33 protein-coding genes and 3 tRNA genes are annotated in these 20367 nt (G+C 69.4%); 26 read left to right on the top strand and 10 right to left on the bottom strand.

Annotated elements, in window-relative coordinates:
• Positions 1-267: 267 nt before the first annotated feature.
• The 18 genes from FB470_RS13025 to FB470_RS12940 all read left to right on the top strand — a co-directional run bounded on the left by FB470_RS13025 (position 268) and on the right by FB470_RS12940 (position 8551).
• Complete coding sequence (locus FB470_RS13025) at positions 268-567, top strand: hypothetical protein (RefSeq protein WP_306991436.1); 300 nt, start codon at positions 268-270, stop codon at positions 565-567.
• A complete protein-coding gene (locus FB470_RS13020) occupies positions 567-863 on the top strand; it encodes a hypothetical protein (protein WP_306991435.1) in 297 nt (98 codons plus the stop codon). Before FB470_RS13025 ends, FB470_RS13020 begins: the two co-directional genes overlap by 1 nt.
• A complete protein-coding gene (locus FB470_RS13015; RefSeq protein WP_306991434.1) occupies positions 863-1018 on the top strand; it encodes a hypothetical protein in 156 nt (51 codons plus the stop codon). Before FB470_RS13020 ends, FB470_RS13015 begins: the two co-directional genes overlap by 1 nt.
• Positions 1019-1056: 38 nt before the next feature.
• The gene (locus FB470_RS13010; protein WP_306991433.1) at positions 1057-1239 is read left to right on the top strand and encodes a hypothetical protein; all 183 of its coding nucleotides are present in this window, start codon (positions 1057-1059) and stop codon (positions 1237-1239) included.
• A 36-nt stretch (positions 1240-1275) separates the two neighbouring features.
• A complete protein-coding gene (locus FB470_RS13005) occupies positions 1276-1458 on the top strand; it encodes a hypothetical protein (protein WP_306991431.1) in 183 nt (60 codons plus the stop codon).
• Positions 1455-1892 carry an NUDIX hydrolase gene (locus FB470_RS13000; RefSeq protein ID WP_306991429.1) on the top strand — a complete coding sequence of 146 codons (438 nt, stop codon included), beginning with the start codon at positions 1455-1457 and terminating at the stop codon, positions 1890-1892. The genes FB470_RS13005 and FB470_RS13000 overlap by 4 nt, the downstream gene beginning before the upstream one ends.
• 1 nt (position 1893) lies before the next feature.
• On the top strand, positions 1894-2079 hold the full coding sequence (locus tag FB470_RS12995) for a hypothetical protein (RefSeq protein WP_306991428.1): 186 nt from the start codon (positions 1894-1896) through the stop codon (positions 2077-2079).
• 110 nt (positions 2080-2189) lie between these two features.
• Positions 2190-2411, top strand: a complete 222-nt coding sequence (locus FB470_RS12990; RefSeq protein WP_306991426.1) for a hypothetical protein — start codon at positions 2190-2192, stop codon at positions 2409-2411.
• Positions 2411-2851 (top strand): SsgA family sporulation/cell division regulator, encoded by a 441-nt coding sequence (locus FB470_RS12985; RefSeq protein WP_306991424.1) that lies wholly within the window; start codon positions 2411-2413, stop codon positions 2849-2851. The genes FB470_RS12990 and FB470_RS12985 overlap by 1 nt, the downstream gene beginning before the upstream one ends.
• Complete coding sequence (locus FB470_RS12980) at positions 2848-3108, top strand: hypothetical protein (RefSeq protein WP_306991422.1); 261 nt, start codon at positions 2848-2850, stop codon at positions 3106-3108. The genes FB470_RS12985 and FB470_RS12980 overlap by 4 nt, the downstream gene beginning before the upstream one ends.
• On the top strand, positions 3105-3281 hold the full coding sequence (locus FB470_RS12975) for a hypothetical protein (RefSeq protein WP_306991420.1): 177 nt from the start codon (positions 3105-3107) through the stop codon (positions 3279-3281). The genes FB470_RS12980 and FB470_RS12975 overlap by 4 nt, the downstream gene beginning before the upstream one ends.
• On the top strand, positions 3281-3535 hold the full coding sequence (locus tag FB470_RS12970) for a hypothetical protein (protein WP_306991417.1): 255 nt from the start codon (positions 3281-3283) through the stop codon (positions 3533-3535). Before FB470_RS12975 ends, FB470_RS12970 begins: the two co-directional genes overlap by 1 nt.
• Positions 3522-3833 (top strand): hypothetical protein, encoded by a 312-nt coding sequence (locus FB470_RS12965; RefSeq protein WP_306991415.1) that lies wholly within the window; start codon positions 3522-3524, stop codon positions 3831-3833. Before FB470_RS12970 ends, FB470_RS12965 begins: the two co-directional genes overlap by 14 nt.
• Positions 3830-4051, top strand: coding sequence for a hypothetical protein (locus FB470_RS12960; RefSeq protein ID WP_306991414.1), 222 nt, complete (start codon positions 3830-3832; stop codon positions 4049-4051). The genes FB470_RS12965 and FB470_RS12960 overlap by 4 nt, the downstream gene beginning before the upstream one ends.
• Positions 4048-5193 (top strand): hypothetical protein, encoded by a 1146-nt coding sequence (locus tag FB470_RS12955; RefSeq protein ID WP_306991412.1) that lies wholly within the window; start codon positions 4048-4050, stop codon positions 5191-5193. Before FB470_RS12960 ends, FB470_RS12955 begins: the two co-directional genes overlap by 4 nt.
• Positions 5190-7439: an ATP-binding protein gene (locus FB470_RS12950; RefSeq protein WP_306991411.1), complete on the top strand. Its 2250-nt coding sequence runs from the start codon at positions 5190-5192 to the stop codon at positions 7437-7439. Before FB470_RS12955 ends, FB470_RS12950 begins: the two co-directional genes overlap by 4 nt.
• Positions 7440-7832: 393 nt before the next feature.
• Positions 7833-8279: a hypothetical protein gene (locus tag FB470_RS12945; protein ID WP_306991410.1), complete on the top strand. Its 447-nt coding sequence runs from the start codon at positions 7833-7835 to the stop codon at positions 8277-8279.
• A gap of 41 nt (positions 8280-8320) precedes the next feature.
• A complete protein-coding gene (locus FB470_RS12940) occupies positions 8321-8551 on the top strand; it encodes a hypothetical protein (RefSeq protein WP_306991409.1) in 231 nt (76 codons plus the stop codon).
• A gap of 130 nt (positions 8552-8681) precedes the next feature.
• Here FB470_RS12940 and FB470_RS12935 read toward each other — a convergent pair whose 3' ends face one another.
• Both FB470_RS12935 and FB470_RS12930 read right to left on the bottom strand, forming a co-directional pair.
• On the bottom strand, positions 8682-8882 hold the full coding sequence (locus tag FB470_RS12935) for a hypothetical protein (RefSeq protein WP_306991408.1): 201 nt from the start codon (positions 8880-8882) through the stop codon (positions 8682-8684).
• Positions 8875-9096: a hypothetical protein gene (locus FB470_RS12930; protein WP_306991406.1), complete on the bottom strand. Its 222-nt coding sequence runs from the start codon at positions 9094-9096 to the stop codon at positions 8875-8877. Before FB470_RS12930 ends, FB470_RS12935 begins: the two co-directional genes overlap by 8 nt.
• A 30-nt stretch (positions 9097-9126) precedes the next feature.
• Between FB470_RS12930 and FB470_RS12925 the strand changes: the two genes are divergently transcribed.
• From FB470_RS12925 to FB470_RS12905, 5 genes are all read left to right on the top strand, one after another.
• Entirely contained in the window at positions 9127-9999 is an 873-nt protein-coding gene (locus tag FB470_RS12925; RefSeq protein WP_306991404.1) for a bifunctional DNA primase/polymerase, read from the top strand.
• The gene (locus FB470_RS12920; RefSeq protein WP_306991402.1) at positions 9999-10142 is read left to right on the top strand and encodes a hypothetical protein; all 144 of its coding nucleotides are present in this window, start codon (positions 9999-10001) and stop codon (positions 10140-10142) included. Before FB470_RS12925 ends, FB470_RS12920 begins: the two co-directional genes overlap by 1 nt.
• Positions 10143-10144: 2 nt before the next feature.
• A complete protein-coding gene (locus FB470_RS12915; protein ID WP_306991401.1) occupies positions 10145-11746 on the top strand; it encodes a hypothetical protein in 1602 nt (533 codons plus the stop codon).
• Between the two features lie 384 nt (positions 11747-12130).
• Positions 12131-12433 carry an excisionase family DNA-binding protein gene (locus tag FB470_RS12910; RefSeq protein ID WP_306991399.1) on the top strand — a complete coding sequence of 101 codons (303 nt, stop codon included), beginning with the start codon at positions 12131-12133 and terminating at the stop codon, positions 12431-12433.
• Positions 12434-12447: 14 nt separating this feature from the next.
• Positions 12448-13770, top strand: coding sequence for a tyrosine-type recombinase/integrase (locus FB470_RS12905; RefSeq protein WP_306991397.1), 1323 nt, complete (start codon positions 12448-12450; stop codon positions 13768-13770).
• Positions 13771-13847: 77 nt separating this feature from the next.
• On the opposite strand, the gene FB470_RS12900 is transcribed toward FB470_RS12905, so the two are convergent.
• The 5 genes from FB470_RS12900 to FB470_RS12880 all read right to left on the bottom strand — a co-directional run bounded on the left by FB470_RS12900 (position 13848) and on the right by FB470_RS12880 (position 15482).
• Positions 13848-13921, bottom strand: a tRNA-Phe gene (locus FB470_RS12900).
• Positions 13922-13951: 30 nt separating this feature from the next.
• Positions 13952-14025, bottom strand: a tRNA-Asp gene (locus tag FB470_RS12895).
• An 18-nt stretch (positions 14026-14043) separates the two neighbouring features.
• Positions 14044-14116 (bottom strand) — tRNA-Glu (locus tag FB470_RS12890).
• A 194-nt stretch (positions 14117-14310) separates the two neighbouring features.
• Positions 14311-15072, bottom strand: a complete 762-nt coding sequence (locus FB470_RS12885) for an SCO6745 family protein (RefSeq protein WP_306991395.1) — start codon at positions 15070-15072, stop codon at positions 14311-14313.
• A 170-nt stretch (positions 15073-15242) separates the two neighbouring features.
• Positions 15243-15482, bottom strand: coding sequence for a hypothetical protein (locus FB470_RS12880; RefSeq protein WP_306991394.1), 240 nt, complete (start codon positions 15480-15482; stop codon positions 15243-15245).
• Positions 15483-15966: 484 nt separating this feature from the next.
• Here FB470_RS12880 and FB470_RS12875 point away from each other — a divergent pair, with 484 nt between their 5' ends.
• On the top strand, positions 15967-16401 hold the full coding sequence (locus tag FB470_RS12875) for a hypothetical protein (RefSeq protein WP_306991393.1): 435 nt from the start codon (positions 15967-15969) through the stop codon (positions 16399-16401).
• Between the two features lie 63 nt (positions 16402-16464).
• On the opposite strand, the gene FB470_RS12870 is transcribed toward FB470_RS12875, so the two are convergent.
• Entirely contained in the window at positions 16465-16668 is a 204-nt protein-coding gene (locus FB470_RS12870) for a cold-shock protein (RefSeq protein ID WP_094006381.1), read from the bottom strand.
• Positions 16669-17057: 389 nt separating this feature from the next.
• Between FB470_RS12870 and FB470_RS12865 the strand changes: the two genes are divergently transcribed.
• The gene (locus FB470_RS12865) at positions 17058-18260 is read left to right on the top strand and encodes a L,D-transpeptidase (RefSeq protein ID WP_306991389.1); all 1203 of its coding nucleotides are present in this window, start codon (positions 17058-17060) and stop codon (positions 18258-18260) included.
• A 52-nt stretch (positions 18261-18312) separates the two neighbouring features.
• On the opposite strand, the gene FB470_RS12860 is transcribed toward FB470_RS12865, so the two are convergent.
• Positions 18313-18474 (bottom strand): hypothetical protein, encoded by a 162-nt coding sequence (locus FB470_RS12860; protein WP_306991387.1) that lies wholly within the window; start codon positions 18472-18474, stop codon positions 18313-18315.
• Between the two features lie 200 nt (positions 18475-18674).
• Between FB470_RS12860 and FB470_RS12855 the strand changes: the two genes are divergently transcribed.
• The gene (locus tag FB470_RS12855; protein WP_306991385.1) at positions 18675-18797 is read left to right on the top strand and encodes a hypothetical protein; all 123 of its coding nucleotides are present in this window, start codon (positions 18675-18677) and stop codon (positions 18795-18797) included.
• Between the two features lie 50 nt (positions 18798-18847).
• Here the strand turns inward: FB470_RS12855 and FB470_RS12850 are convergent, their stop codons facing one another.
• Complete coding sequence (locus FB470_RS12850) at positions 18848-20209, bottom strand: MFS transporter (protein WP_306991383.1); 1362 nt, start codon at positions 20207-20209, stop codon at positions 18848-18850.
• Between the last annotated feature and the right edge of the window lie 158 nt (positions 20210-20367).

The following is a 20367-nucleotide window of genomic DNA, read 5'->3' as shown; positions in this document are numbered from 1 at the left end:
TCGGCGGAACCCATTTCTGTTGTTTGAAAACTTCATTTACCCGGCCTGGCTCGGAGAAAAGCCAGGGGCGGACAGGTAGCTAAGCCGTAAGCGACCCGCCTAGTCCGTCGCCCTGATGCAAGAAACTGGGCAAAATGCAATTCACCATCCTCTGACACTGTCATCACTGCTGGTCAGAGCGACATCGGGTGCGTGGTGCGACGCAGCATGAGTCGCACCACCGCCCGTTCATATCTGTCCATTTCCTTTTTAACGAGAAGAGTTGATATGGATTCGAATGTTATCGAGCGTCCCGCTCTGGTGGCGCTTCGCCTGTCGGAAGAGCGGGCGGCCGAGGGGTACCTGGCCGCCCGGCGGGACATGGTCCGGCTGGCTTCGCGGATCGCGTCACTCCGCCAGCTGGCCAGCGAGCAACCGATGCGCGCGGACTACCGGGTGGCGCTGCGGGACGCGCAGGTCGCACACGGCGCGGCGGTCGAGCGCGCCGGGCTGGCCTACCAGCGGTGGCAGCGAGCGCAGCTGCGATCCGACGCGCACTGGACGGCGACCGAGGGGCGGGCTGCCTGATGAAGACCGTGTTGATCACCAGCAGCGAAGCCAAAGAGGCGCTGTTTCCGCTGTTCGACGACGACATCGCCGCGGAGGCGAGGGAGGACCAGATGGCGGCTGAGATCGCCGAGATCGACGCCCTGATCGAGGAAGCCGAGCGTGGCTGGGCTGCTGCCGAGCATGCCGAGATGTTCCGGGTGTCGCGGGAGCTGACCGACCAGGTGCGGGCTCGCCGGACCGCACGCCGGGCGACGCGGGAGTCGTTGCGGTCGCTGCCGGTCCGGATCGACGTGGTGACCGAGGAGGCGGCCTGATGTTCGGCAAGAAGAACCGCAAGCGCAACGACGTCGCGCAGGTGCAGGTGCTGCACCGGTCCGGGCTGTGCGCGGGGTGCGGGAAGCGGGTCAGCAAGCACGCCAACTGCTGCGGCAAGCCCGCCTGTTCCCGTCGTATCGCCTCCCAGCTCTGACCCCGTATCCGCGTCACCGTCAAGGAGAACTGACTGAGATGAGCACCGTCACCCGCACCGTCCGCGTGTCCGGTCCCTGCCGCAAATGCGGCCAGCTCAACTACCGCGATCTGACCAAGAGCGGCCCGCGCGGCGCGGTCGGGATCGTCGCCGCCTCGGCCACCTGCGGCGTCAAGGGCTGCGGCGGGACCGCCCACATGACCGGGCACGTCACGTTCTGACACCGGCACACCTCGGGAGCATCGATGAATGTGCGTATGAGCAGCAAACCCGCCGAGACGTTGCGGGTCGGGGACTGGGTCGTGCTGCACGACGGTCGCCCGGCCCCGGTCCGCAAGCTGACCCACACAGCCAGTGGTGTGACCATCCTGACCGACCACTTGCGCGTGACCTGGCGCGACCGCATGGAGGTGCCCGTCGTGGTGGGTGGTGGCCGATGAGCGCCGCGGAGCCGGTGCGGCTGACCGCGGACGTGGTCCTGTTCGGACGGTCGGGCGACGGCGCGCTGTGCGTGTTGTTGATCCGGCGCGGCTGGGACCCCTTCGCCGGGCGCTGGGCGCTACCGGGCGGCCACGTCGACGCCGGGGAAGACACCGAAGACGCGGCGCGGCGCGAGCTGGCCGAGGAAACCGGGCTGCACATCGCCGCGCTGTCTCCGGTCGGGGTGTATGCCGCACCGGGCCGGGACCCCCGGGGCCGCTACGTCACCTTCGCCTACACCGCCCACCTGAGCGGGCCGCTCCCGGCACCGCGTGCCGGTGACGACGCCACCGACGCCCGCTGGTGGCCAGTGACCGAGCTGAAGGCCGCGCCCGAGCTGCTGGCCTTCGACCACCACCAGATCCTCACCGACACTCTGGGCAAGGAGAACTGACATGGCTAGCAAGGACACCTACATCCACCAGGCCTTCATCCGCTGCGAGGAACCGGGCTGCGACAGCGCCGGAATGGTCCGCGGCGAGGTCGAGGGCCGCCCCGGCGACACCGTGACCGTCGTCAGCGAAGGCACCTGTCCCCACGGCCACAAACTCGCGATGGTCCGAAAGATCGTCCTCTCGTGACCCGCCCAACCCGCACCACCAGGACGGACCCCGGCACGGCGCATCCCGCCAAGAACGCCACCGCGCCGGGACTCCCCAACCAACCAACTAGTGACTCGAAGGGGACACACATGGTCTCACAGACCATCTACCACCAGGCCGCACAGCGCACCGGCTACCGCTACGAGCTGGTCGCCGCACCGGTCGAGATCATCGCCCGCCGCCACCGCGAGGGCCAGTCACTCGCCCAGATCACCCGCTACCTGCAATCCCAGCTCGGACCGGACCACCGCGCCGCGTCGCGGTCGTTCGTGCAGTGGGTCATCACCGCCACCGGGGGTGGTTCCCGGTGATGCCGCAGAGCCTGGTGGTGCCGACGTGGGCGGAACTGCTGGATCTCTCGGGTGAGGTGATCGAGCTGGCGCCGTTGAAGGTGCAGATCCGCTACCGCGTGGACGACCCGTACGCGGTCGGGCTGGAGTTCGAGGTCGGGGCCGGGGTGTGGGTGTGCTGGCTGATCGGGCGGGACCTGCTGGCCGCCGGGCTGGCGCTGGAGCCGCTGTCGGAGACCGCGGTCGGTGACGGGGACGTGGTGATCCGCCCGGCCCGGGACGTGGAGTGGCGGGTGTGGCTGGAGCTGCGCTCGCCCTCCGGGATCGGCCAGTACGCGTTCAAGCGGGACACCCTCGCCGCGGTGCTGGCCAAGACCGAGGCCCTGGTACCGCGGGGCACCGAGTCCGCGCGCATCGACTGGGATCGCGAACTGACCGCCTTGGGCGGTGAGGCCACGTGAGCGCCCGAATCGCGATCGGCACCACCCCCGCCCAGCTCAAGACGCTGTGCATCCGCCGCTACGAGGCCACCACCGGCACACGGTGGCGGGAAGCCACCGAGTCTCAGAAGCAGGCCTGGCTGGACAAGACCGAGCCGGTGATCCGCGCCGAGGAAGGCATCGCCCCCGACGCGGTGTGGCGGGACGGGGCGTGGCAGCCCGCCGGCCAGACCGACCTGTTCTCCCTGACCGCCACCGACACGGAGGTGCCGACATGAGCAAGACCAAGATCGCGCTGCCCAAGTCCAGCAAGCTGCGCAAGCTGTGCTGGCTCGCTCTCGCCGTCGTCATCCTGGCGTGGGTCGTGAAGAACCCCTACCAGGTCCGCGACGGGCTCGACCAGCTCGTGCACGCCCTGTCCGTGGTGTTCTCCGGCTGGGGTGGTCGGTGATGTCGATGTTCGAGGTGCTGCGCCGGTTCGGCACGAAGGTGTTGTTGAAGTTCGCCGCCGCGGTGGGGTTGTTCCTGCTGCTGCACCTGATCCGGATCGTTCCGGTGCTGATCGCGAAGGTGATCGAGGTGTGCATGCGGCGGCTGGACACCTTCATCGTCGAGCAGGCCAGCCGCGCGCCGACCGGCCCGGTCAACCAGTTCTTCCACCCCACCAACGTCCCTCGGGAGGAGGCCGTCAATGTCCACGCCTGAGCACACCCCGGACACCATCCACATCGGACAGCCCACCGGATCACCCGTGGCGCGCCCGACCGGCGAGGTCGTGGTGTCCGGCAGCACCGTCACCCGCACCACCCGGGCGGTGACGTGGGCCGGGTTCCACCTGGGTGAGCTGGCCGGCGTGGTCGTCCCGATCGGACTCGGCGCCGCGGTGTGGGAGGGCTTCTACGCCATCTCGGTACTGGCCGCGCTGGGCTGGGCCGCCCACGAACTGCGCACCCACACCAGCCGCCGCCGTCGGTCCACGAAGGACGGAGGGCCGTCGGCATGAAGGCGACCCACGTCGGTGATGTGGCTCAGGCCTGGACGGTCGTGGTGACCGTCCCGACCGGAGAGACCGTCGCGGCCGGGAACTGGCCCGACCTGATCGAGGCCCGCACCTGGGCACGGGAGACCAACCGCTCCCGGGTGGCCCGGGTGCGGGCGGTGGTGGCACTGGTGGCGGCACAGCGACTGACCAGTGAGCTGGAAAGGGGTGTGTGGGGATGAGCTGGCAGGAGGAGCGGCGCGCGAACAAGCGCGCCGAGGCGATGATCCGGCGCGAGGACGCCGCCGCGGCCGCGCAGGTGCGCATCGCGGAGCGCCAGGCCGCCGCCCAGATCCAGCGGGCCGACGAGCAGGCCCGCCGCGAGGCCAAGGCGCAGGCCGTCGCCGCGCGGCGGGCCCGCCGGGCGGCGGTGTGGCGGGGGCTGCGCTGCTGGCTGGGTGCGCACGTGGTGGAGCTGCTGATCTACCCGATCGCGCTGCTGTCGTTCGCGCTGGCGGCCCCGTCGATGGCCGCCTACGGGCGGGCCGTCTACGGCTCGGCGCTGGGCGCGTTGCTGCCCGGGATCACCGAGCTGGGCATGTGGGCGTTCGCGATCGCGGTGGTGATCGAGCGGCGCCGCCGCCCGGACCACTCGGTGTGGGGGCTGGTGGCCGGGGTGCTGGTGTTCGGCGCGGTCGCGTTCGGCATCAACTTCACCCACGGCCTGACCAGCGCCTGGGACCACGGCGTGGTCATGGGCACCGCCTCGATCGCCGGGGTGGTGGCCCACCAGCTCACCCTGGCCACCGCCCCCAAGTCCGGGCAGCAGCGGCGGGAGGCGCGGATCGAGCGGGCCGCCGCCCGCAAGATCGCCCGTGTCCGCCGCGCCGCCGTGAAGAACGCGGTGGCCGAGATCGACGAGGCCGGGTCCGCCCGCCTGGTGTACGCGCCGGGTCGCTACGTCGTGGCCGGGCGGGACCGCCTGGAGTCGGCGATCGTGCCCGGCCTGCCGGTGGCCGACTCGACAGATTGGGACCGCGCGCTGGCCGATCTGCTCGCCGAGCAGAACGCGGCGACCACCACCGGGGCGGCGCCGGAGATCGAGCCGGACCCGACCCCGCGCGACTCGATCGAGGGCGGCGCGATCGCCACTCTCGATCGTCCCGGTGACCAGCAAAAATCGAGCCGACGCGGCCCGAAGATCGGGGGCCGCCCGGGCCGCTCGATCGAGCAGTTGCGCGCCGAACTCGACAAGGCGCTCCAGGCCCGCCCGGGCTCGATCGATCCGACCAAGGCCGAGCAGATCCGCAAGGCGCTGCGTTGCTCGCCCAAGACCGCGCGGCAGCTGCGCGACGAGTACCGCAAGGGAGGCCAGAACCGATGACCATCGACCACGAACCCGAGGCCGACCTGGCGCGGGTGCACTACCTGCCCGCCCACCGCGCCGACACCTCGACCGTGGAGGCGGATACGGAGGTGATCGAGGCCGAGATCGTCACCGAAGCCGAGTACCGGGCCCGGCAGCGTGAGCTGGCGATCGAACGCTACCGCGGCTACCGCAACGACATCGTCACGGTCGGCCGCGGCACCCGGACGGCGGTGCGCTGGACGATGCAGAAGGGGCGGGATTGCGCGGACAGCCCGATCGGGAAGTTCGCGCGCCGGCACGCCACCTACTTCACCAAGGGGGTGGACGCCGAGCGGCAGCGCAAGAAGGCCGAACGCGGCCAGGCGGACGCCCGCGCCGCCCGCGCCCGGGCGCTGGAGCAGAACGACCTGGAGCTGGCGGCGCGGCTCAACGAGCAGATCCAGCAGACCCGCCACACCCGGGTCGATGCCTTGACCAAGTGGGTCGAGCTGACCTGGTCGGCGGGCAAGAAGGCCGCGTTGGCGCTGGTCATCGCCCTGGGCGTGGCGCTGGTGGCCGGGGTGATCAACGGGTTCGGCCACTGGCTCGGGGCGTGGAACGTCGTGGATGTCCTGCACACGCTGGGCTCGATCATCACCACCACCGGCACGATCGTGGGCTGGAGCGTGGCGCACTGGTGGGCGTTCGTGCTGGCCGGGCTGGGGGTGTGGGGCTTCCGCCGCTGGAAGGACGGCCAGAAGCTCGGCGAGCAGGTCCTGCCCGCGCACCTGCGCCAGACGGGCAAGCGCGTGGCCTACGTCGAGCTGACGGAGAACGCGCTGGTCACAGCGTTGACGAACATCGGCGTCGCGCGCCTGTCGGCGGCGATCAAGGAGGGTTGGCCCAACCGGGACACCGATCACGCGTGGGTACGGCCGCCGATGATGGCCGAAGGTGGCAAGGCTTACACCGCCAAGCTGCGCCTGCCGATGGGCGCCGGGGTCAAGGACGTGGCCAAGGCCAAGGATCTGCTGGCCCACAACCTGGGCTGCCGCCCGCAGGAACTCTTCGTCGACCCGGACGAGGACGACCCGACCGTGATGGACCTCTACCGGCTGGAGCCGGGTGTGCTGCGCGAGCCGGTCGACCCGTATCCGCTGCTCACCGAGGGGACGACGGACTTCTTCTCCGGGTTCCCGGTCGGGATGAGCCCCCGCGGCACGGTCGTGGAGACCACGGTGTGGGAGCGCAACTTCGTGTTCGCCGGGCGCATGGGATCGGGCAAGTCCACCATGATCAAGGCGCTGCTGGCCGGGGCGGCGCTGGACCCGCTGGTCGACATCGACGTGTTCGTCTTCGCCGACAACTTCGACTTCGACCCGCTGGCCCCGGTGCTGTCGACGTTCCTCAAGGGCGACACCGAGGCCAATGTGCAGGCCTGCCTGGAACACATCAAGGGCCTGCAGGCCGATCTTGCCGTGCGCGGGCAACTGCTGGTCAAGCACGGCATCACCGAGGTCAACCGGGAGGTCGCGGCGAAGGAGCCCGGCCTGCGGCCCCGGATCGTGGTCATCGAGGAGTGCCAGGCCTTCTTCCGGCAGGACGACCCGCAGGAGCGCAAGCAACTGGTCAACCTGCTGGTGCGGTTCTACTCGGCGGCCCGCAAGTACGGGATCGTGCTGGTCTTCGCCACCCCGAACCCCTCCGACCAGTCGCTGCCGCGCGACCTGATGGCCGTGACCAGCAACAAGGCCTGCGGCGCCATCGACGACAAGGCCCGCAACAACATCGTGCTCGGCGAGAAGGCCCACGAAAACGGCATCTCCGCGCTCGGGTTGAAGGCCAAGACCAAGGACAAGCTCAACGACTGCGGAACCCTGATGACCAGCGGGTTCATGGACACCCCGGGGGTGGTGCGCTCGTTCTACCTCACCCCCGAGGACCTGGCCGGCATCGCCGCCCGCGGGGCCGAGCTGCGCGGCGGGGCCACCACCCCGGCGGCCCCCGAACCCGAGGTCCGCGACCTGGTCGAGGACCTGACCACGGTCATGATCGGCGACGACCCGGTCAACGCCGGGGACCTGGTCGGGGCCCTGCGCGGCCTGGCCCCCGGATACAAGCCCTACCGGGAGCTGACCAAGACCAAGCTGGTCGCCGCGCTGGCCGAACTCGGGATCAAGCCACCCTCCACCGGCAACCTCTACCCCGTCGATCCGGTCACTGTCCGTCAACTCCACGCGGCGCGGGTTGCCCAGCTCGAACAGGGCGGCCCGACCGCCTGAGTTACGGCTGTCGCGGCGTCGCCGACCCCCGATTTCGGGGGTTCGGCGGCCGCTCTCACGACGCTGCGCTGCGCCGTAACTGCGTAACTTTACGCTGATCAGACCGGATTACGGCCCCGATCCGGGGGCGAGTTACGTCCGTAACTCGTCTCCCGGGCCGTAACCCGCTCCGTAACTCGCCTCCCCACCCGTCGGGGACGCATCCGCCCCGCCCGCTCACACCTCAAATGGTCACCCAGTGTAGCGAATGCGCTGGTGCTGCCCGGCTCGCGCGGCGGCGCGCCCCGTTCACCGCCACCGGCGCGTGCTGCCACAAGCCGATCCAGGCCGACCAGCTCAGGTACAGCGGCTGCGCCACCTCCTGCCCCCACACCCCTGGAAGGACCCTTCACGATGGGACGCCCCCGCTACGACACCGACGACGCCGTCAGCCTCGGCGCCCTGGCCGCCCACGAAGCCGGACACGGCGTCATCGCGGTCGTTCAGGGCATCGCGGTCCAGCACTGCCGCCTCGGACCAACCGGCGGCTACACCCGCCACCGCGACGTCCCCGCCGACCATCCCGAGATCGAGCTGGCGATCCTGCTCGCCGGGCAGGAAGCCGAGGCCTACTGGCTCACCCGCCACGCCGGCTTGTGGTTCGGCTCCGCGCTGCGCCTGGCCGCCAAGGCCTCCGAGGACGACCTGCGCGAAGTCCGCCGCCTCCGCAAACACACCGGCTCGTCCGAAAGCCGGATCCGCTCCCATACCCGCGCACTCGTGCGGCGCCACTGGGGCCGCATCGACCGCGCCACCCACCGCCTCTACACCCGCGGCCGCCTCTCCGGCTCCGCCCTCTGAACCCCACCCCACACCGACCACCCCGTTGGAGGACCCCCAGCATGACCACCACTCCCGAGGCCGTCGCCGCCCGCCTCCGGGCGACCGGGACCGAAGACGAAGGCGCCGCCTACCTGCGCTCACTCCGCCTCAACCGCGACGACCTACTCGCCGTCGCCACCGCGCTCGGCCTCTCCCGCCTGGGGCGGCTGAGCACAAAGGCATTGGAGGCCAAGGTCCTCCACCAGGCCATCGGCGCCCGACGCAAGTTCGAAGGACTCCGGCACTGGTGACCACCCCTGCTGCTGCCGGGCCGCGCGTGACCACCACCTCCGCGCGGCCCGGCAGCCCCCAGCCCGCGGCGCTTAACGCTCCCGCCCAGGAGAACAGGCCGAAGCCGCCCCACCCGCCGTACTCGCCGAGTCACGGGCGGCGCCGGAAGTAGCGCAGCCACTGATATGGGGCCTGGACACCGAAGGCGAACGCCATGAGCAGGCCCATCCAGGGGCTCGGCGACAGCACCGCCAGCACCACAGACCCCGCGGAGCACAGGGACAAGCCGAGGGCCAGCCAGAACGCGAGACGAACCTGCCCCGGTGTCAACCGCTCCGGCTGCTCACCCACCGGATCGTCCCTTGCCTGGGCGGCTTCCGCCGTAGCGGATCCAGGACACGACGGTGCCGGCCGACACCGCCAACGCGGCACCCAGGCCCATCCACGCCTTACCCATCAGCACACCGGCCACCACGAAGCCGACGACGGCAACGGTGCCGGCCACCGCCATCACCAACGCCGCGCGCCGTTGCTCCGGCGTCAGCCGCTCGGGCTCCCCACCCACGGCGTCGCACCCCCTTCTGGAGAGTGATCGATGGACACCACGAATCCGCTACTGGACTGGGCGCTCTACCTCGCCGCGATGGACTGGCCGGTCTTCCCGCTGCGGCCGGGCACCAAGCGGCAACCCGCGATCAAGAACTGGGAGAACCGCGCCACCACCGACCCGGCGCGACTCCGCCGGACCTGGGCGGCCGACGCCTGGAACATCGCCGTCGCCACCGGGCCCGCCCGCCTGGTGGTGGTCGACCTGGACATGCCCAAAGGCGACGAGGCCGGCCCGGACGGCGCCAACGCTCTGGCCGCGCTCGCCGAGCAGCGCGGCGGGCCGCTGCCGGACACCTTCACCGTCGCCACACCCTCCGGCGGGCGCCACCTGTACTTCCAAGCCCCGCCCGGAGTGCGGCTGCGCAACTCCCAGGGCCAGATCTGCCCGCGCGTGGACACCCGATCGGGAGGCGGGTACGTGGTAGGCCCCGGCTCGGTCACCGAGCAGGGCGGCTACGAACTGCTCGACGAACGCGACCCGGTCGAGCTCCCCGCCTGGCTCGTGCAGCTGTGCACCGAAAAGGCCGCTCCTGCCGCCACCTCCAAACCCGTCGCGCTGCGCTCGGCCAACCCGACCGCCTACGGCGCCGCCGCACTGCGCGGCGAGTGCGACCGCGTGCGCGCCGCCGACCCCGGCCGCCACAACGAAACGCTCGCCTCCGCGGCCTACACCATCGGCCGCAAGGTCGGAGCCGGACTGATCGACCACGCCACCGCCCGCGCCGAACTGATCGCCGCCGGGCAAACCCTCATCGGCTCCCAGCACTGGCCACCCAACGAGGCCGAAGTCGCCCGCGTCGTCGACGCCGGGCTCACCGCCGGATCGCACAACCCCGTCCGCCGCAAGGAGGCTGCCTAATGCCCATACCCCGCGCCCTCGACCCCGGACGACGGCTCGGGCAGCAGATTGCCGACCGGATCGGCATCGCGCCCCGCACCGTCACCCGCAGCCGCGTTCGCTCGCGCGCCGACCACGTAACCGGAGACGCCAAGGAGTCCTGATCATGAGCAGCACCCCGGACAGCACCCCCGAGGCCGGCCAGCGGTCGCGCCTGTGGCCGGTCGGTGCGGGCGGACGTCCCCGGGTGCGGGTGGGGGCCGCACCCGAGACCATCCGCGTCCTGACCGAAGCACTCGACGCCCGCCTGATCCCCGACACCTACGTCAGCGACGGCAACCCGGTCGCCCTGGAGTCCGTCTCCGGCGCGGCCGACCCCACCGCCGGGGACGAGGACGTGGCGCTGCCCCTGTCGGCCACCCCGCTGAAACCGCCGCTGCTGGCGTCGCTGCTCGCGCAGCACGCCGACGTCGTGCGGCCGCGCGTGGACGAGAAGGGCAACACCGCCGACGTCGAGGTCTCCCCGCCCGGGCCCGTGCTGGCCGCGGTGCTGGCCCGCCGCTCCTGGCCGGGGCTGCCGGTGCTGCGCCGGATCATCTCCACCCCGGTGCTGCGCCCGGACGGCACGCTCCTGCAGACCCCCGGCTACGACCCGGCCACCGGGTTCTACCTCGCCGGCAACACGCACCTCCCGCCGGTGCCTGATCGCCCCAGCGCCGACCAGGTCGCCGCGGCGCGGGAGTTCCTGCTGGAGCGGTTCCTGCGGGACTTCCCCTGGCGGGAGCCGGCCGACCGGGCGAACTACCTCGCGCTGCTGGTCACGCCGATCATCCGGCCCTTCACCCGCACCCTCTCCCCGTTCGGCGTCATCGACGCCTCGATGCCCGGCTCCGGCAAGACCATCCTCGCCGGCTGTGTCGGGCTGCTCGTCGGGCAGCGGGTGCTGACCTGGACCGACTCCGAAGACGAACTCCGCAAAGCCATCACCACCGTGCTCGCCGACCAATGCGGCGCGGTCGTGTTCGACAACCTCGTGGAGGGACACGTGATTGACTCCGCCGTGCTCGCACGGCTGGTCACCGAACGCACCTGGACCGACCGGCGGCTCGGGACCAACGCCGCCGCCACCTACCCCAACGACCGGCTCTGGCTGGCCACCGGCAACAACCTCCGCACCGGCGGGGACATGGCCTCCCGCACCGTCTGGGTCCGCCTCGACCCCAACTGCCCCCGCCCAGAGGCCCGCACCGGGTTCACCATCCCCAACCTCGACAGCTGGATCCTCGACCCGGCCAACCAGGCCACCGTGCTGTGGCACCTACTCGTGCTCATCCTCGACTGGACCGCCGCCGGCGCCCCCACCGCCGCTGGTGTCCCGCAGATGCGCCAATTCACCCGCTGGGCCCAGCACCTCGGCGGCTTCCTCGCCCACCACGGCATCGCCGACTTCCTCGGCAACGCCGAACACGCCCGCGAACTCGACGACGACGCCGCCGAATGGCGAGCGTTCCTGCTGGCCTGGCACGACCTGCACGGCGAACAGCCCCTCACCGCCCAGCAGGTACGGGGAAGCGCCGAAACCATCGTCGGACCCGACCCCTGGGCCGGCACCTTCCCCACCACCGCAGCCGGCAAACCGCTCTCCACCAAAGCCCTCGGTCGGCGTCTCACCGGACAACTCGACCGCTGGCGCGGCGACGTCGTGCTACGCAGCGTGCCCGACCCACACACCAAGATGCGCCTCTACTGGGTCGAACGCACCGGGTGACAAGTTCGAACCCGGGAATCAAACCCGGAAACCCCGCAAACCCCGCTGCCGACCAGAACAACCCTCACTGACCAGGGAAAACGACGACTACCGGCTGCGGGGTTTCACCCCCGGCGACTCACCGTCAAAACCCGCAAACCCCGCGACTCTACGAGGTTTGCGGGGTTTGCCGAACCCGCCGATCTCACCAAACCCCGCGAGCAATCCCCAGCTCCAGGGCCACTTTGCGGGGTTTCCGGGTTTCAACCCGCACTTCCGCCACCTCGCCTAGACATTCCGCCGACCACCCCCGTACCCGCCTCCGAGATGCACGCTCGGGGGTGACAGTCCGTAGCCGCCGGAGACGATGCCTCCCGCCGTCACCGAGAGATCGAAAGGGGCCGCATGGCTACCGCCGACGAGATCACCGAACTGGCCGCCACTCTCGCCAAGCTCGCTCGGACACTGGCGGAACAAGAGACGCGGCCGACGCAGTCTGCCCCTCCGAGCTTCCCCCCGGAACGAGTCATGCTCACGGTCGAAGAGGCAGCCGAACGACTCGGCATCGGACGGACGCTGATGTTCAAACTGCTTCGCACGGGCCAGATCGAGTCCGTCCGCATCGGCAGACTCCGTCGCGTTCCGGCGTCCGCGATTCAGGACTACGCCGCTCGGCTTGTCGCCAGCGCCAGTGCAACCGCCGCCTGAGAAAGGAACCATCTTTGGCTCGCAGCAAGCGTCCACAAGGCACCCGGAACCCGAACGGCGAAGGGAGTCTCTATTTCAGCGAGTACGACGGGTACTGGCACGCACGAGTCACTGTCGGCGTGCTCGACGACGGCAGGCCGGATCGTCGCCACATCAAACGGCGGCGTGAAGATGACGCTCGCGAGGAGTACCGGAAACTTCTGAACGAGCGCGATCAGGGGAACGTGCGCCGCAAGGGACGCGACTGGACGGTTGAAGCGTGGCTACGCCACTGGGTCGACAACATCGCCCCGCTGACGGTCAGGTACAAGACGCTCCGCGGCTATCAGACCGCCGTGAACAAGCACCTCATCCCCGGTGTCGGTGCACACCGCATGAAGCGCATCGAGCCGGAGCATTTCGAGAAGCTGTACGCGAAAATGCTGGAGTCTGGTCTCAAGCCCGGAACCGCACACCAAGTTCATCGAACGGCACGCACCGCCTTCGGTGAGGCCGAACGGCGCGGGATCATCCAGCGCAATCCGGCTGCACTCGCCAAGGCACCACGGGTCGAAGAAGAGGAAGTGGAGCCTCTCGAAGCCGACGAGATTCAGCGCCTCCTTTCCGCAGCTTTGAGCCGCCGGAACGGCGTCCGTTACGTCCTGGCACTCGCGCTCGGCGCTCGACAAGGCGAGGCCCTGGGTATGCGGTGGAGCTACCTCGATGAGCGACGGAAGACGCTCCGCGTCAAGAAGGCCCTGCAGCGGCAGAAGTGGCAGCACGGGTGCGACAACCCGCATGCGTGCGGCGGGCCCTACCACCGGACCGAGAAGTGCAAGCAGCCTTGCAAAAAGCACACCCGACCGTGCCCGGAACCTTGCTCGCCCACCTGTACCGAGCACGCCCGGAAATGCCCACAACGGAAGGGTGGGGGACTCGTCGAGGTTGACGTCAAGTCCAGGGCGGGCCGACGAACGTTCCCGCTACCTGACGAACTGTTCAACCTGCTGATGCGCCACCGCGAGCGGCAGGCCCGTGAACGTGATCGCGCCGGCAGCGAGTGGCACGAGGGGGACTGGATCTTCACCCAACCAAACGGTAAACCGCTCGATCCACGAGCGGATTACGGCGACTGGAAGGCGCTCCTTGCCGAGGCTGGCGTTCGGGAGGCGCGACTCCACGATGCGCGCCACACCGCGGCAACCGTGCTTCTCATCCTCGGCGTGCCCGACCGGACTGTGATGGACCTCATGGGCTGGTCGACCGTGTCGATGAAGGCGCGCTACATGCATGTGACGGACGAGATCCGGAGGGACGTCGCCGACCAGCTCAACGGGTACTTCTGGAACCCCAACTGAGACCCTAATTGAGCACCCTCGAACGCCAAACGGCCCCCGTCGTGATCGGCGGGGGCCGTTTGTGCTGCTAGAAGCGGTGGCCAGGGCCGGGGTCGAACCGGCGACCTTCCGCTTTTCAGGCGGACGCTCGTACCAACTGAGCTACCTGGCCGGAAACGCCGGCTGAAGCCAGACGCTACTGCGACCCTGACGGGACTCGAACCCGCGACCTTCGCCGTGACAGGGCGACGCGCTAACCAACTGCGCCACAGGGCCATATGCATTTGTCATGCGTACTCCCAACGGGATTCGAACCCGCGTTGCCGCCTTGAAAGGGCGGAGTCCTAGGCCGCTAGACGATGGGAGCCCGGCCGGTTCGGGTGACCGACCGACCGCGCTCTCAGGTCTCCCTGGGAGCGATTACAAGCATAGGGCACCCCGAAACCGCCCCTCCACCCGGTATCCCTTAACCCCGCATGAATACTCTGAGCTGCGGAAACGCCGCCCGACCGGGGCCCGGACCGGCCACCGGGGCAGCGGAGTCGATCATTGTGGGCCCGGTCACTCTCCGGCGACCGTCGGCGCCGAAGCCGACGCGACCCGGTCCAACTCCTGCAGCGACGAGACCAGTTCCGTCTGCTCCGCAGGGCTCAGAACGGCCAGCAGCTCCGCCATCCGCTCGTCCGTCAGCTCCTCCGCCCGGCGCCAGCGCTCCTGCACATCCGGGCGCGCCCGCGCGATCAGCGCGTCCGCCGCCTCCGGGGACCAGGCCGTCCGCAACAACCGCGCCCGCCCGCCCTCCGGGTCGGCCACCACCGCCTCCGGCACCGTCAACCCCACGGCGCGCAGGCAGGCGAAGTGCAGACCACCGCGGTACTCGCGCAGCAGCATCAACCCGTGGCCGATCCGCGCGACCAGGCCGCAGGGCCACTCGACCTGCCGCCAGCCGGCGAACAGCGCCAGCCCGCTCGCATCCGCCGCCTCCACCAACCGGAACAGCAGCTCCCCCAGCCGCGCGTCCTCTGGCACGTGCGCCTCCGACCAGCGCGACAGCGCCTCGGTGTACGCCGAGACCGCCGCGGCCGCGTCGAGGGCCTGCGTCGCGGTGGGCAGGACGAAGTCGACCACCCAGCGCGGGAAGATCCCGAACAGCTCGGCGACCACCCCCGGCGGCGGATCACCGAGCACCGCCGACCGGCCGCGGAAGTACAGCGCGCGCTGCCCCAGCCCCACCTCGCGTTCCACTTCCGCCAGCTCGGGCGAGGTCATGAACTTCCCGCCCCACCGCTGCACGAGGGGCCGGATCTCGCGAACGATTGTCATAGCGCGAACATAACACCGTTACGAAAATCGGCGCATAACGATCTCGAAGAATTTCGCCACCCATTACTTCGGCCGGCCGAAAAACGTTTGCGCCGACCGGAGCAACGACGATATCTTTTCCGACCCGGACGGTCAGGGGTGCGACCAGGGGGTGCACCCCTGACCGGACGTCAGCGCTGCACCGGGTTCACGCCTTCCTCGTCCGGCACCAGGCCCAGCATCTCCAGCAGCTGCGCACAGTCCCGCGCGTCGATCGCGCCGGCGGCCACCGCCAGCCGCGCCCGCCGCACCTGGTCGTCCGAAACGCGCGGCGCATCCGCCTGGCCGGACCGCTGCGAGGGCACACCGCCGACCGGATCGCCGCCTTCGTGTCGAAGGAGGAACTGCCGAACTTCCACAGACCCGCTCATAGCTCCTCCCGAAAGAACTGTGACAGCAACAACTTCGCCGCGAGGCTAGCGACCGTGGCGCCGGCCACGCAGCCCCCCGCAGAGTGAACCTGTGAACACGCAACGTCCCCGTTCCCCGTTCCCGCAGATGAACCGCGAACAACGGGACGATGACGGGCCGGGGCAATTTTTCCCGTCCAGCACTCGCGTCATCGGGCCGCATCATGTAACAATCGACTTGCTGACACACCCCCGGTCAGCGCCTGTGGAGATCCCCTCCGGCCCCCGCGTTCCTCCCCCTGGCGCGGGGGCCCCTCCATTTCCGGACCTTTTTCCTGCGCATTCCCGGCGTCCCGCGCGGCCTGCGTGAATGACTTTCCGTGAGCTCACGCGCTGCGACATCCGGGCGTACGCACCCCCTGAACGGCCCAGCCGACCGACGGGAATCGGTGTGTCGTGCACCACAATGGCGGTCGTCTCGAGACCCAACCGTTATCGTGGCCGGGTGCCTCTTCCCTCTCTCGGACGCCGGAACCCCACCCGGACCAACCTGAAGCCGGTCAACCCGGGCAAGCACCGGAACTCGCCGGACAAGGAAGCGCAGAGCGCCGTCGAGGACCACGAGCTGACCAGTTACCTGGCCGCCCTCGCGCCGGAGACCGGCCCGGAAAGCACCGGGACCGGCAAGCGCTTCGGCGAGGCGCAGGTCTACCAGCTGCGCATGAACCTGGTCGCGAGCTCCCAGCTCAAGGACCTCGCCGCGGAGCGCGGCACCTCGCCGCAGGCGCTGGCCCGGGAATGGGTCCTCGAGCGCCTGGCCTGGGAGGCCCAGGCCGCCTCACAGGAGCGCCGCCAGTTCGCCGACCACACCGGCGTCGCCGACACCGACCAGCACCACTTCGACCAGAACTGGGACCGCCAGCACGCCGCGCGGCGCTGACCCGGACAAAACCGTCCCCGGCGAAGGATCGCCGGGGACGGGACGGCTTGATGAAGGCCGGTGTCAGATGACCCGCACCTTCTGGGCCTGCGGCCCCTTCTGCCCCTGGCCGATCTCGAACTCCACGCGCTGGTTCTCCTCGAGGGTGCGGAAACCCCGGCCCTCGATCTCCGAGTAGTGCACGAACACGTCGCCCTCACCGTTGTCCTGGGCGATGAAGCCGAAGCCCTTCTCGGCGTTGAACCACTTCACAGTGCCTTGCGCCACCGCTGTTGCTCCTCGTCAGTACTCGAGCGAAGGCCGCGAGCGGCCTTCCGGGCCGCCCGGACGGTTCGATCGAGCGACGAGCGCGGCGGCTCAGGGCCCGCGTCGAAAGTTCCGCGAGTGTGTAGCCACGACCACGCAAAACAACGGCCTGCGCGGCAGCCTACCCGGATGTGCGCGATTTCGGACCCCTTTGACTCAGTCACCGAGATGGCGTAAAGGCGTCACCCGATCACTGTCGGACCCACTCGATAGGCTGATCATCTAGCGGCCGGCCGTGGCGTTCCGACACTGGGGTTCCCTTGATAGTGACGCGAGTCACACTCCTGAGCGTCAACGATCACCTACGGACACGCGTCTGACTGGCGACAGGGGATGAAGGGGATGCACAGGTGACACAACTTCACAGACGACGGGGACCGCTGGCGCTGTTCGGCCTCGGACTGGCCGCGGTACTGACCTTGAGCGCGTGCAGCGGTGACGGCTCCGGCAGCGCCGCGACGGGCGGGGCGGGGACGTCGGCCGACGCGCAGCAGACGTCGGCGCAGCCGGCGAAGCTGACCGTGCAGCCCGCCGACGGCGCCAAGGACGTGGCGCCCAGCGACGCGGCCCAGGTGACGGTCGCCAACGGTGAACTGCAGACGGTCACCCTCACCAACCCGGACGGCAAGCAGGTCGCCGGCCAGCTCGCGGCCGACAAGCGCAGCTGGGCGGCCACCGAGGACCTCGGCTACGGCAAGAAGTACACGTGGTCGGGCACCGCGCTGGGCGCCGACGGCAAGCAGATCACCATCGCCGGTTCGTTCACCACGGTCAGTCCGCGCAAGCAGCTGACGGCCAGCCTGAACGTCGGCGACAACCAGACCTACGGCATCGCGATGCCGATCGCGCTCACCTTCAGCTCCAAGGTCACCGACAAGGCCGCGGTCGAACGCGCCCTGACCGTCGAGACCGCGCCGCACACCGAGGGTTCCTGGGCCTGGGTGTCCGACACCAGCGTGCACTGGCGGCCCAAGGAGTACTGGCAGCCGAACACGCAGGTGAAGGTGGCCGCGAACCTCTACGGTCTCAAGATCGGTGACGGCACCTACGGCAAGCAGGACGTGACGGCGTCGTTCTCGATCGGCCGCTCGCAGATCGTCAAGGGCGACGTCAAGTCCCACCACATGCAGGTGATCCGGGACGGCGTGCAGATCGCCGACTACCCCGCCAGCTACGGGCTGGACTCCGACCCGGGCCGCGTCACGCACAGCGGCATCCACGTCGTGATGTCCAAGCACCCGACCTACTCGATGAGCAACCCGCGCTACGACTACTTCGACGTCAACGTGCCGTGGGCGGTGCGGATCTCGAACAACGGGGAGTTCATCCACGGCCTGGCGTCGTCGGTGTGGGCGCAGGGCAAGCAGAACGTGTCGCACGGCTGCGTCAACCTGTCGCCGGCGCGGGCGAAGGAGTACTACGACGGCGCGCTGATCGGCGACCCGGTCGAGATCACCGGCAGCACCCAGACGCTGTCGGCCAAGGACGGCGACTACTCCGACTGGACCTACTCCTGGGCGGACTGGACGAAGTTGTCCGCCCTCGCGAGCTGATCCCGTCACGACACGAAGGCCACTCCCGCAGCGGGGGTGGCCTTCGCCGTTCCTACAGGGCGTGCCCGTCGAGGGCCGGCGGAGGCGTGGGGGCCAGCGGGCTCTGGTCGGGTTCGGCGTCGTCGAGCAGCGGGGGCACCGCGACGATCTGCTGCGTCCGGTCGTCCAGCAGCCGCGCCGCCTCACCGACGCCGGGCCGAGGTGGTTCGCCCATTACCCCAGCCGCCTCCTCTCGTGTTGCGGTTTCGCCGCGGTTCATTCTGCCGTGGTCGAGATCACCCCTCAACGGGGGGCTGTGGGAGAAATACTCACCGACTTCGTGGCGATGAGTAACACGGGGATCATCCCCCGGAACACACCCCAGTAACACGGCGCGGTGATCAGCCGCGCCCGAACCCTCGCGAGGAGGAAGCAATGGTCTTCACGGCACTGCTGGTGGAAGCCGGCGTTGCGGTTGCGGTGGCATCGGCTCTGGCGGCCTACGCGCGTCGTCAGTTCGCTCCTCGTGGCACGGCCGCTGCCGACGTCACCGAGTGAGCGAGGGCCGGGCCCCCCACGGGACCCGGCCCTCACCTTTTGCCGAACGGTCAGTTCGTCGCGGCCTTGGCCGCCGGAACGGCGGTCAGGCCCTGCTCGTTGATGTGGTCCATCGGGACCCGCGCGGTCTCCGGGATCTTGATGATCGGGAACAGCGCGATCGCCGCGGCGATCATCAGGTAGAAGGCCGGCCAGTCGTCGTTGCCCGTGCCGTGGATCAGCGCGGTCACAACGACACCGCAGGTACCGCCGAACAGCGACGTCGAGACGTTGTAGCCGATCGCGAAGGCGCCGTAGCGGACGCGGGTCGGGAACATCGCCGGGAACGTCGAACCGATCACGGCCAGCATCAGCACCAGCAGCAGCGCGACGATGAGGAACCCGAGGAACAGCAACACGGTGTTGCCGCTCTGCATCAGCTTGATCGACGGGTAGCTCAGCACGAGGAACCCGATGGCCGCGGTGAGCAGCATCGGTTTCCGGCCGATCCGGTCGGAGAGCGCGCCGAGGGGAGCGATCAGCGCGATCTGGATGACCTCGACGATCACGATGATGATCGTCGACGTGTTGTCGCTGATCTTCAACGTGTCCGTGAAGTAGGTCGGCATCGTGGTCAGCAACATGTAGTCGGCGATGTTGAGCAGCAGCACGATCCCGATCAGGTTGAGGATCATGCGCCAGTTGCGCGACAGGGTCTCCTTCAACGGAGCCTTCTCCGCCTTCTCACCCGCGGCCTCCAGGCGCCGGAACTCCGGCGTGTCCTCCAGCTTGTTCCGGAGGTAGAGACCGATCAGGCCGAGCGGCAGGGCCACGAAGAACGGGATCCGCCACGCCCAGCTGTCCACCTGCTCCGCGGTGAACGACAGCGTCACCGCCAGCACGACCAGGTTGCCCAGCACGTAACCGGCGAGCGTGCCCATCTCCAGGAAGCTGCCCCAGAACCCGCGCCTGCGGGTGGGTGCGTACTCGGCGATGAACGTCGCCGCGCCGCCGTACTCACCACCGGTGGAGAAGCCCTGGATCAGCCGCAGCAGCAGCACCAGGATCGGCGCGCCGATGCCGATGGCGTAGTCGCCCGCGTACGTGGGCAGGCAGCCGACCAGGAACGTGCACCCCGACATCAGCAGGATCGTGATCGCCAGCACCTTCTGGCGGCCGATCTTGTCGCCCAGTGGGCCGAAGAACGCTCCGCCGAACGGCCGTACCACGAACCCGATCGCCACCAGAGCCAGCGATTTGAGGATCGCGTTTCCTTCGCCGGGAAAGAACACCGTGCCGATGCTGGCGGCGATCGCGCCCGAGGTGAACACCCCGTAGTCGTACCACTCTGTTGCGTTACCCATCGCGGACGCGAGGACGGCTCTCTTGACCGTCTTCTCGTCCACTTCGGGTGCCTGCGCTGCGTGTGTCATGTTCGCCCCGACCTCCTCAAACCGTTTCGTTCCAGCGCGGTCAAGGTTGCGACCTTAGTACCATCGGGTAGTGATTTTCTCTCTTCTCGTGGTTTTTGTCTCTCCGAAGCCGGGGTACCCCGCGTGATTCGCGCTAGAACCGGTTACCGTGTCGAGGT

The sequence above is a fragment of the Amycolatopsis thermophila genome (assembly GCF_030814215.1).
GTDB lineage: Bacteria > Actinomycetota > Actinomycetes > Mycobacteriales > Pseudonocardiaceae > Amycolatopsis_E > Amycolatopsis_E thermophila.
The sequence above is the reverse complement of the archived record's forward strand: the minus strand, read 5'-3'. Positions and strand labels throughout refer to the sequence as shown.

Bases quoted from the DNA above. Each gene is read 5' to 3' on its own strand.
- FB470_RS13025 (WP_306991436.1), top strand. From the start codon at position 268: ATGGATTCGAATGTTATCGAGCGTCCCGCTCTGGTGGCGCTTCGCCTG.
- FB470_RS13020 (WP_306991435.1), top strand. From the start codon at position 567: ATGAAGACCGTGTTGATCACCAGCAGCGAAGCCAAAGAGGCGCTGTTT.
- FB470_RS13015 (WP_306991434.1), top strand. From the start codon at position 863: ATGTTCGGCAAGAAGAACCGCAAGCGCAACGACGTCGCGCAGGTGCAG.
- FB470_RS13010 (WP_306991433.1), top strand. From the start codon at position 1,057: ATGAGCACCGTCACCCGCACCGTCCGCGTGTCCGGTCCCTGCCGCAAA.
- FB470_RS13005 (WP_306991431.1), top strand. From the start codon at position 1,276: ATGAGCAGCAAACCCGCCGAGACGTTGCGGGTCGGGGACTGGGTCGTG.
- FB470_RS13000 (WP_306991429.1), top strand. From the start codon at position 1,455: ATGAGCGCCGCGGAGCCGGTGCGGCTGACCGCGGACGTGGTCCTGTTC.
- FB470_RS12995 (WP_306991428.1), top strand. From the start codon at position 1,894: ATGGCTAGCAAGGACACCTACATCCACCAGGCCTTCATCCGCTGCGAG.
- FB470_RS12990 (WP_306991426.1), top strand. From the start codon at position 2,190: ATGGTCTCACAGACCATCTACCACCAGGCCGCACAGCGCACCGGCTAC.
- FB470_RS12985 (WP_306991424.1), top strand. From the start codon at position 2,411: ATGCCGCAGAGCCTGGTGGTGCCGACGTGGGCGGAACTGCTGGATCTC.
- FB470_RS12975 (WP_306991420.1), top strand. From the start codon at position 3,105: ATGAGCAAGACCAAGATCGCGCTGCCCAAGTCCAGCAAGCTGCGCAAG.
- FB470_RS12970 (WP_306991417.1), top strand. From the start codon at position 3,281: ATGTCGATGTTCGAGGTGCTGCGCCGGTTCGGCACGAAGGTGTTGTTG.
- FB470_RS12965 (WP_306991415.1), top strand. From the start codon at position 3,522: ATGTCCACGCCTGAGCACACCCCGGACACCATCCACATCGGACAGCCC.
- FB470_RS12960 (WP_306991414.1), top strand. From the start codon at position 3,830: ATGAAGGCGACCCACGTCGGTGATGTGGCTCAGGCCTGGACGGTCGTG.
- FB470_RS12955 (WP_306991412.1), top strand. From the start codon at position 4,048: ATGAGCTGGCAGGAGGAGCGGCGCGCGAACAAGCGCGCCGAGGCGATG.
- FB470_RS12950 (WP_306991411.1), top strand. From the start codon at position 5,190: ATGACCATCGACCACGAACCCGAGGCCGACCTGGCGCGGGTGCACTAC.
- FB470_RS12945 (WP_306991410.1), top strand. From the start codon at position 7,833: ATGGGACGCCCCCGCTACGACACCGACGACGCCGTCAGCCTCGGCGCC.
- FB470_RS12940 (WP_306991409.1), top strand. From the start codon at position 8,321: ATGACCACCACTCCCGAGGCCGTCGCCGCCCGCCTCCGGGCGACCGGG.
- FB470_RS12925 (WP_306991404.1), top strand. From the start codon at position 9,127: ATGGACACCACGAATCCGCTACTGGACTGGGCGCTCTACCTCGCCGCG.
- FB470_RS12920 (WP_306991402.1), top strand. From the start codon at position 9,999: ATGCCCATACCCCGCGCCCTCGACCCCGGACGACGGCTCGGGCAGCAG.
- FB470_RS12915 (WP_306991401.1), top strand. From the start codon at position 10,145: ATGAGCAGCACCCCGGACAGCACCCCCGAGGCCGGCCAGCGGTCGCGC.
- FB470_RS12910 (WP_306991399.1), top strand. From the start codon at position 12,131: ATGGCTACCGCCGACGAGATCACCGAACTGGCCGCCACTCTCGCCAAG.
- FB470_RS12885 (WP_306991395.1), bottom strand. From the start codon at position 15,072: ATGACAATCGTTCGCGAGATCCGGCCCCTCGTGCAGCGGTGGGGCGGG.
- FB470_RS12880 (WP_306991394.1), bottom strand. From the start codon at position 15,482: ATGAGCGGGTCTGTGGAAGTTCGGCAGTTCCTCCTTCGACACGAAGGC.
- FB470_RS12860 (WP_306991387.1), bottom strand. From the start codon at position 18,474: ATGGGCGAACCACCTCGGCCCGGCGTCGGTGAGGCGGCGCGGCTGCTG.
- FB470_RS12855 (WP_306991385.1), top strand. From the start codon at position 18,675: ATGGTCTTCACGGCACTGCTGGTGGAAGCCGGCGTTGCGGTTGCGGTG.
- FB470_RS12850 (WP_306991383.1), bottom strand. From the start codon at position 20,209: ATGACACACGCAGCGCAGGCACCCGAAGTGGACGAGAAGACGGTCAAG.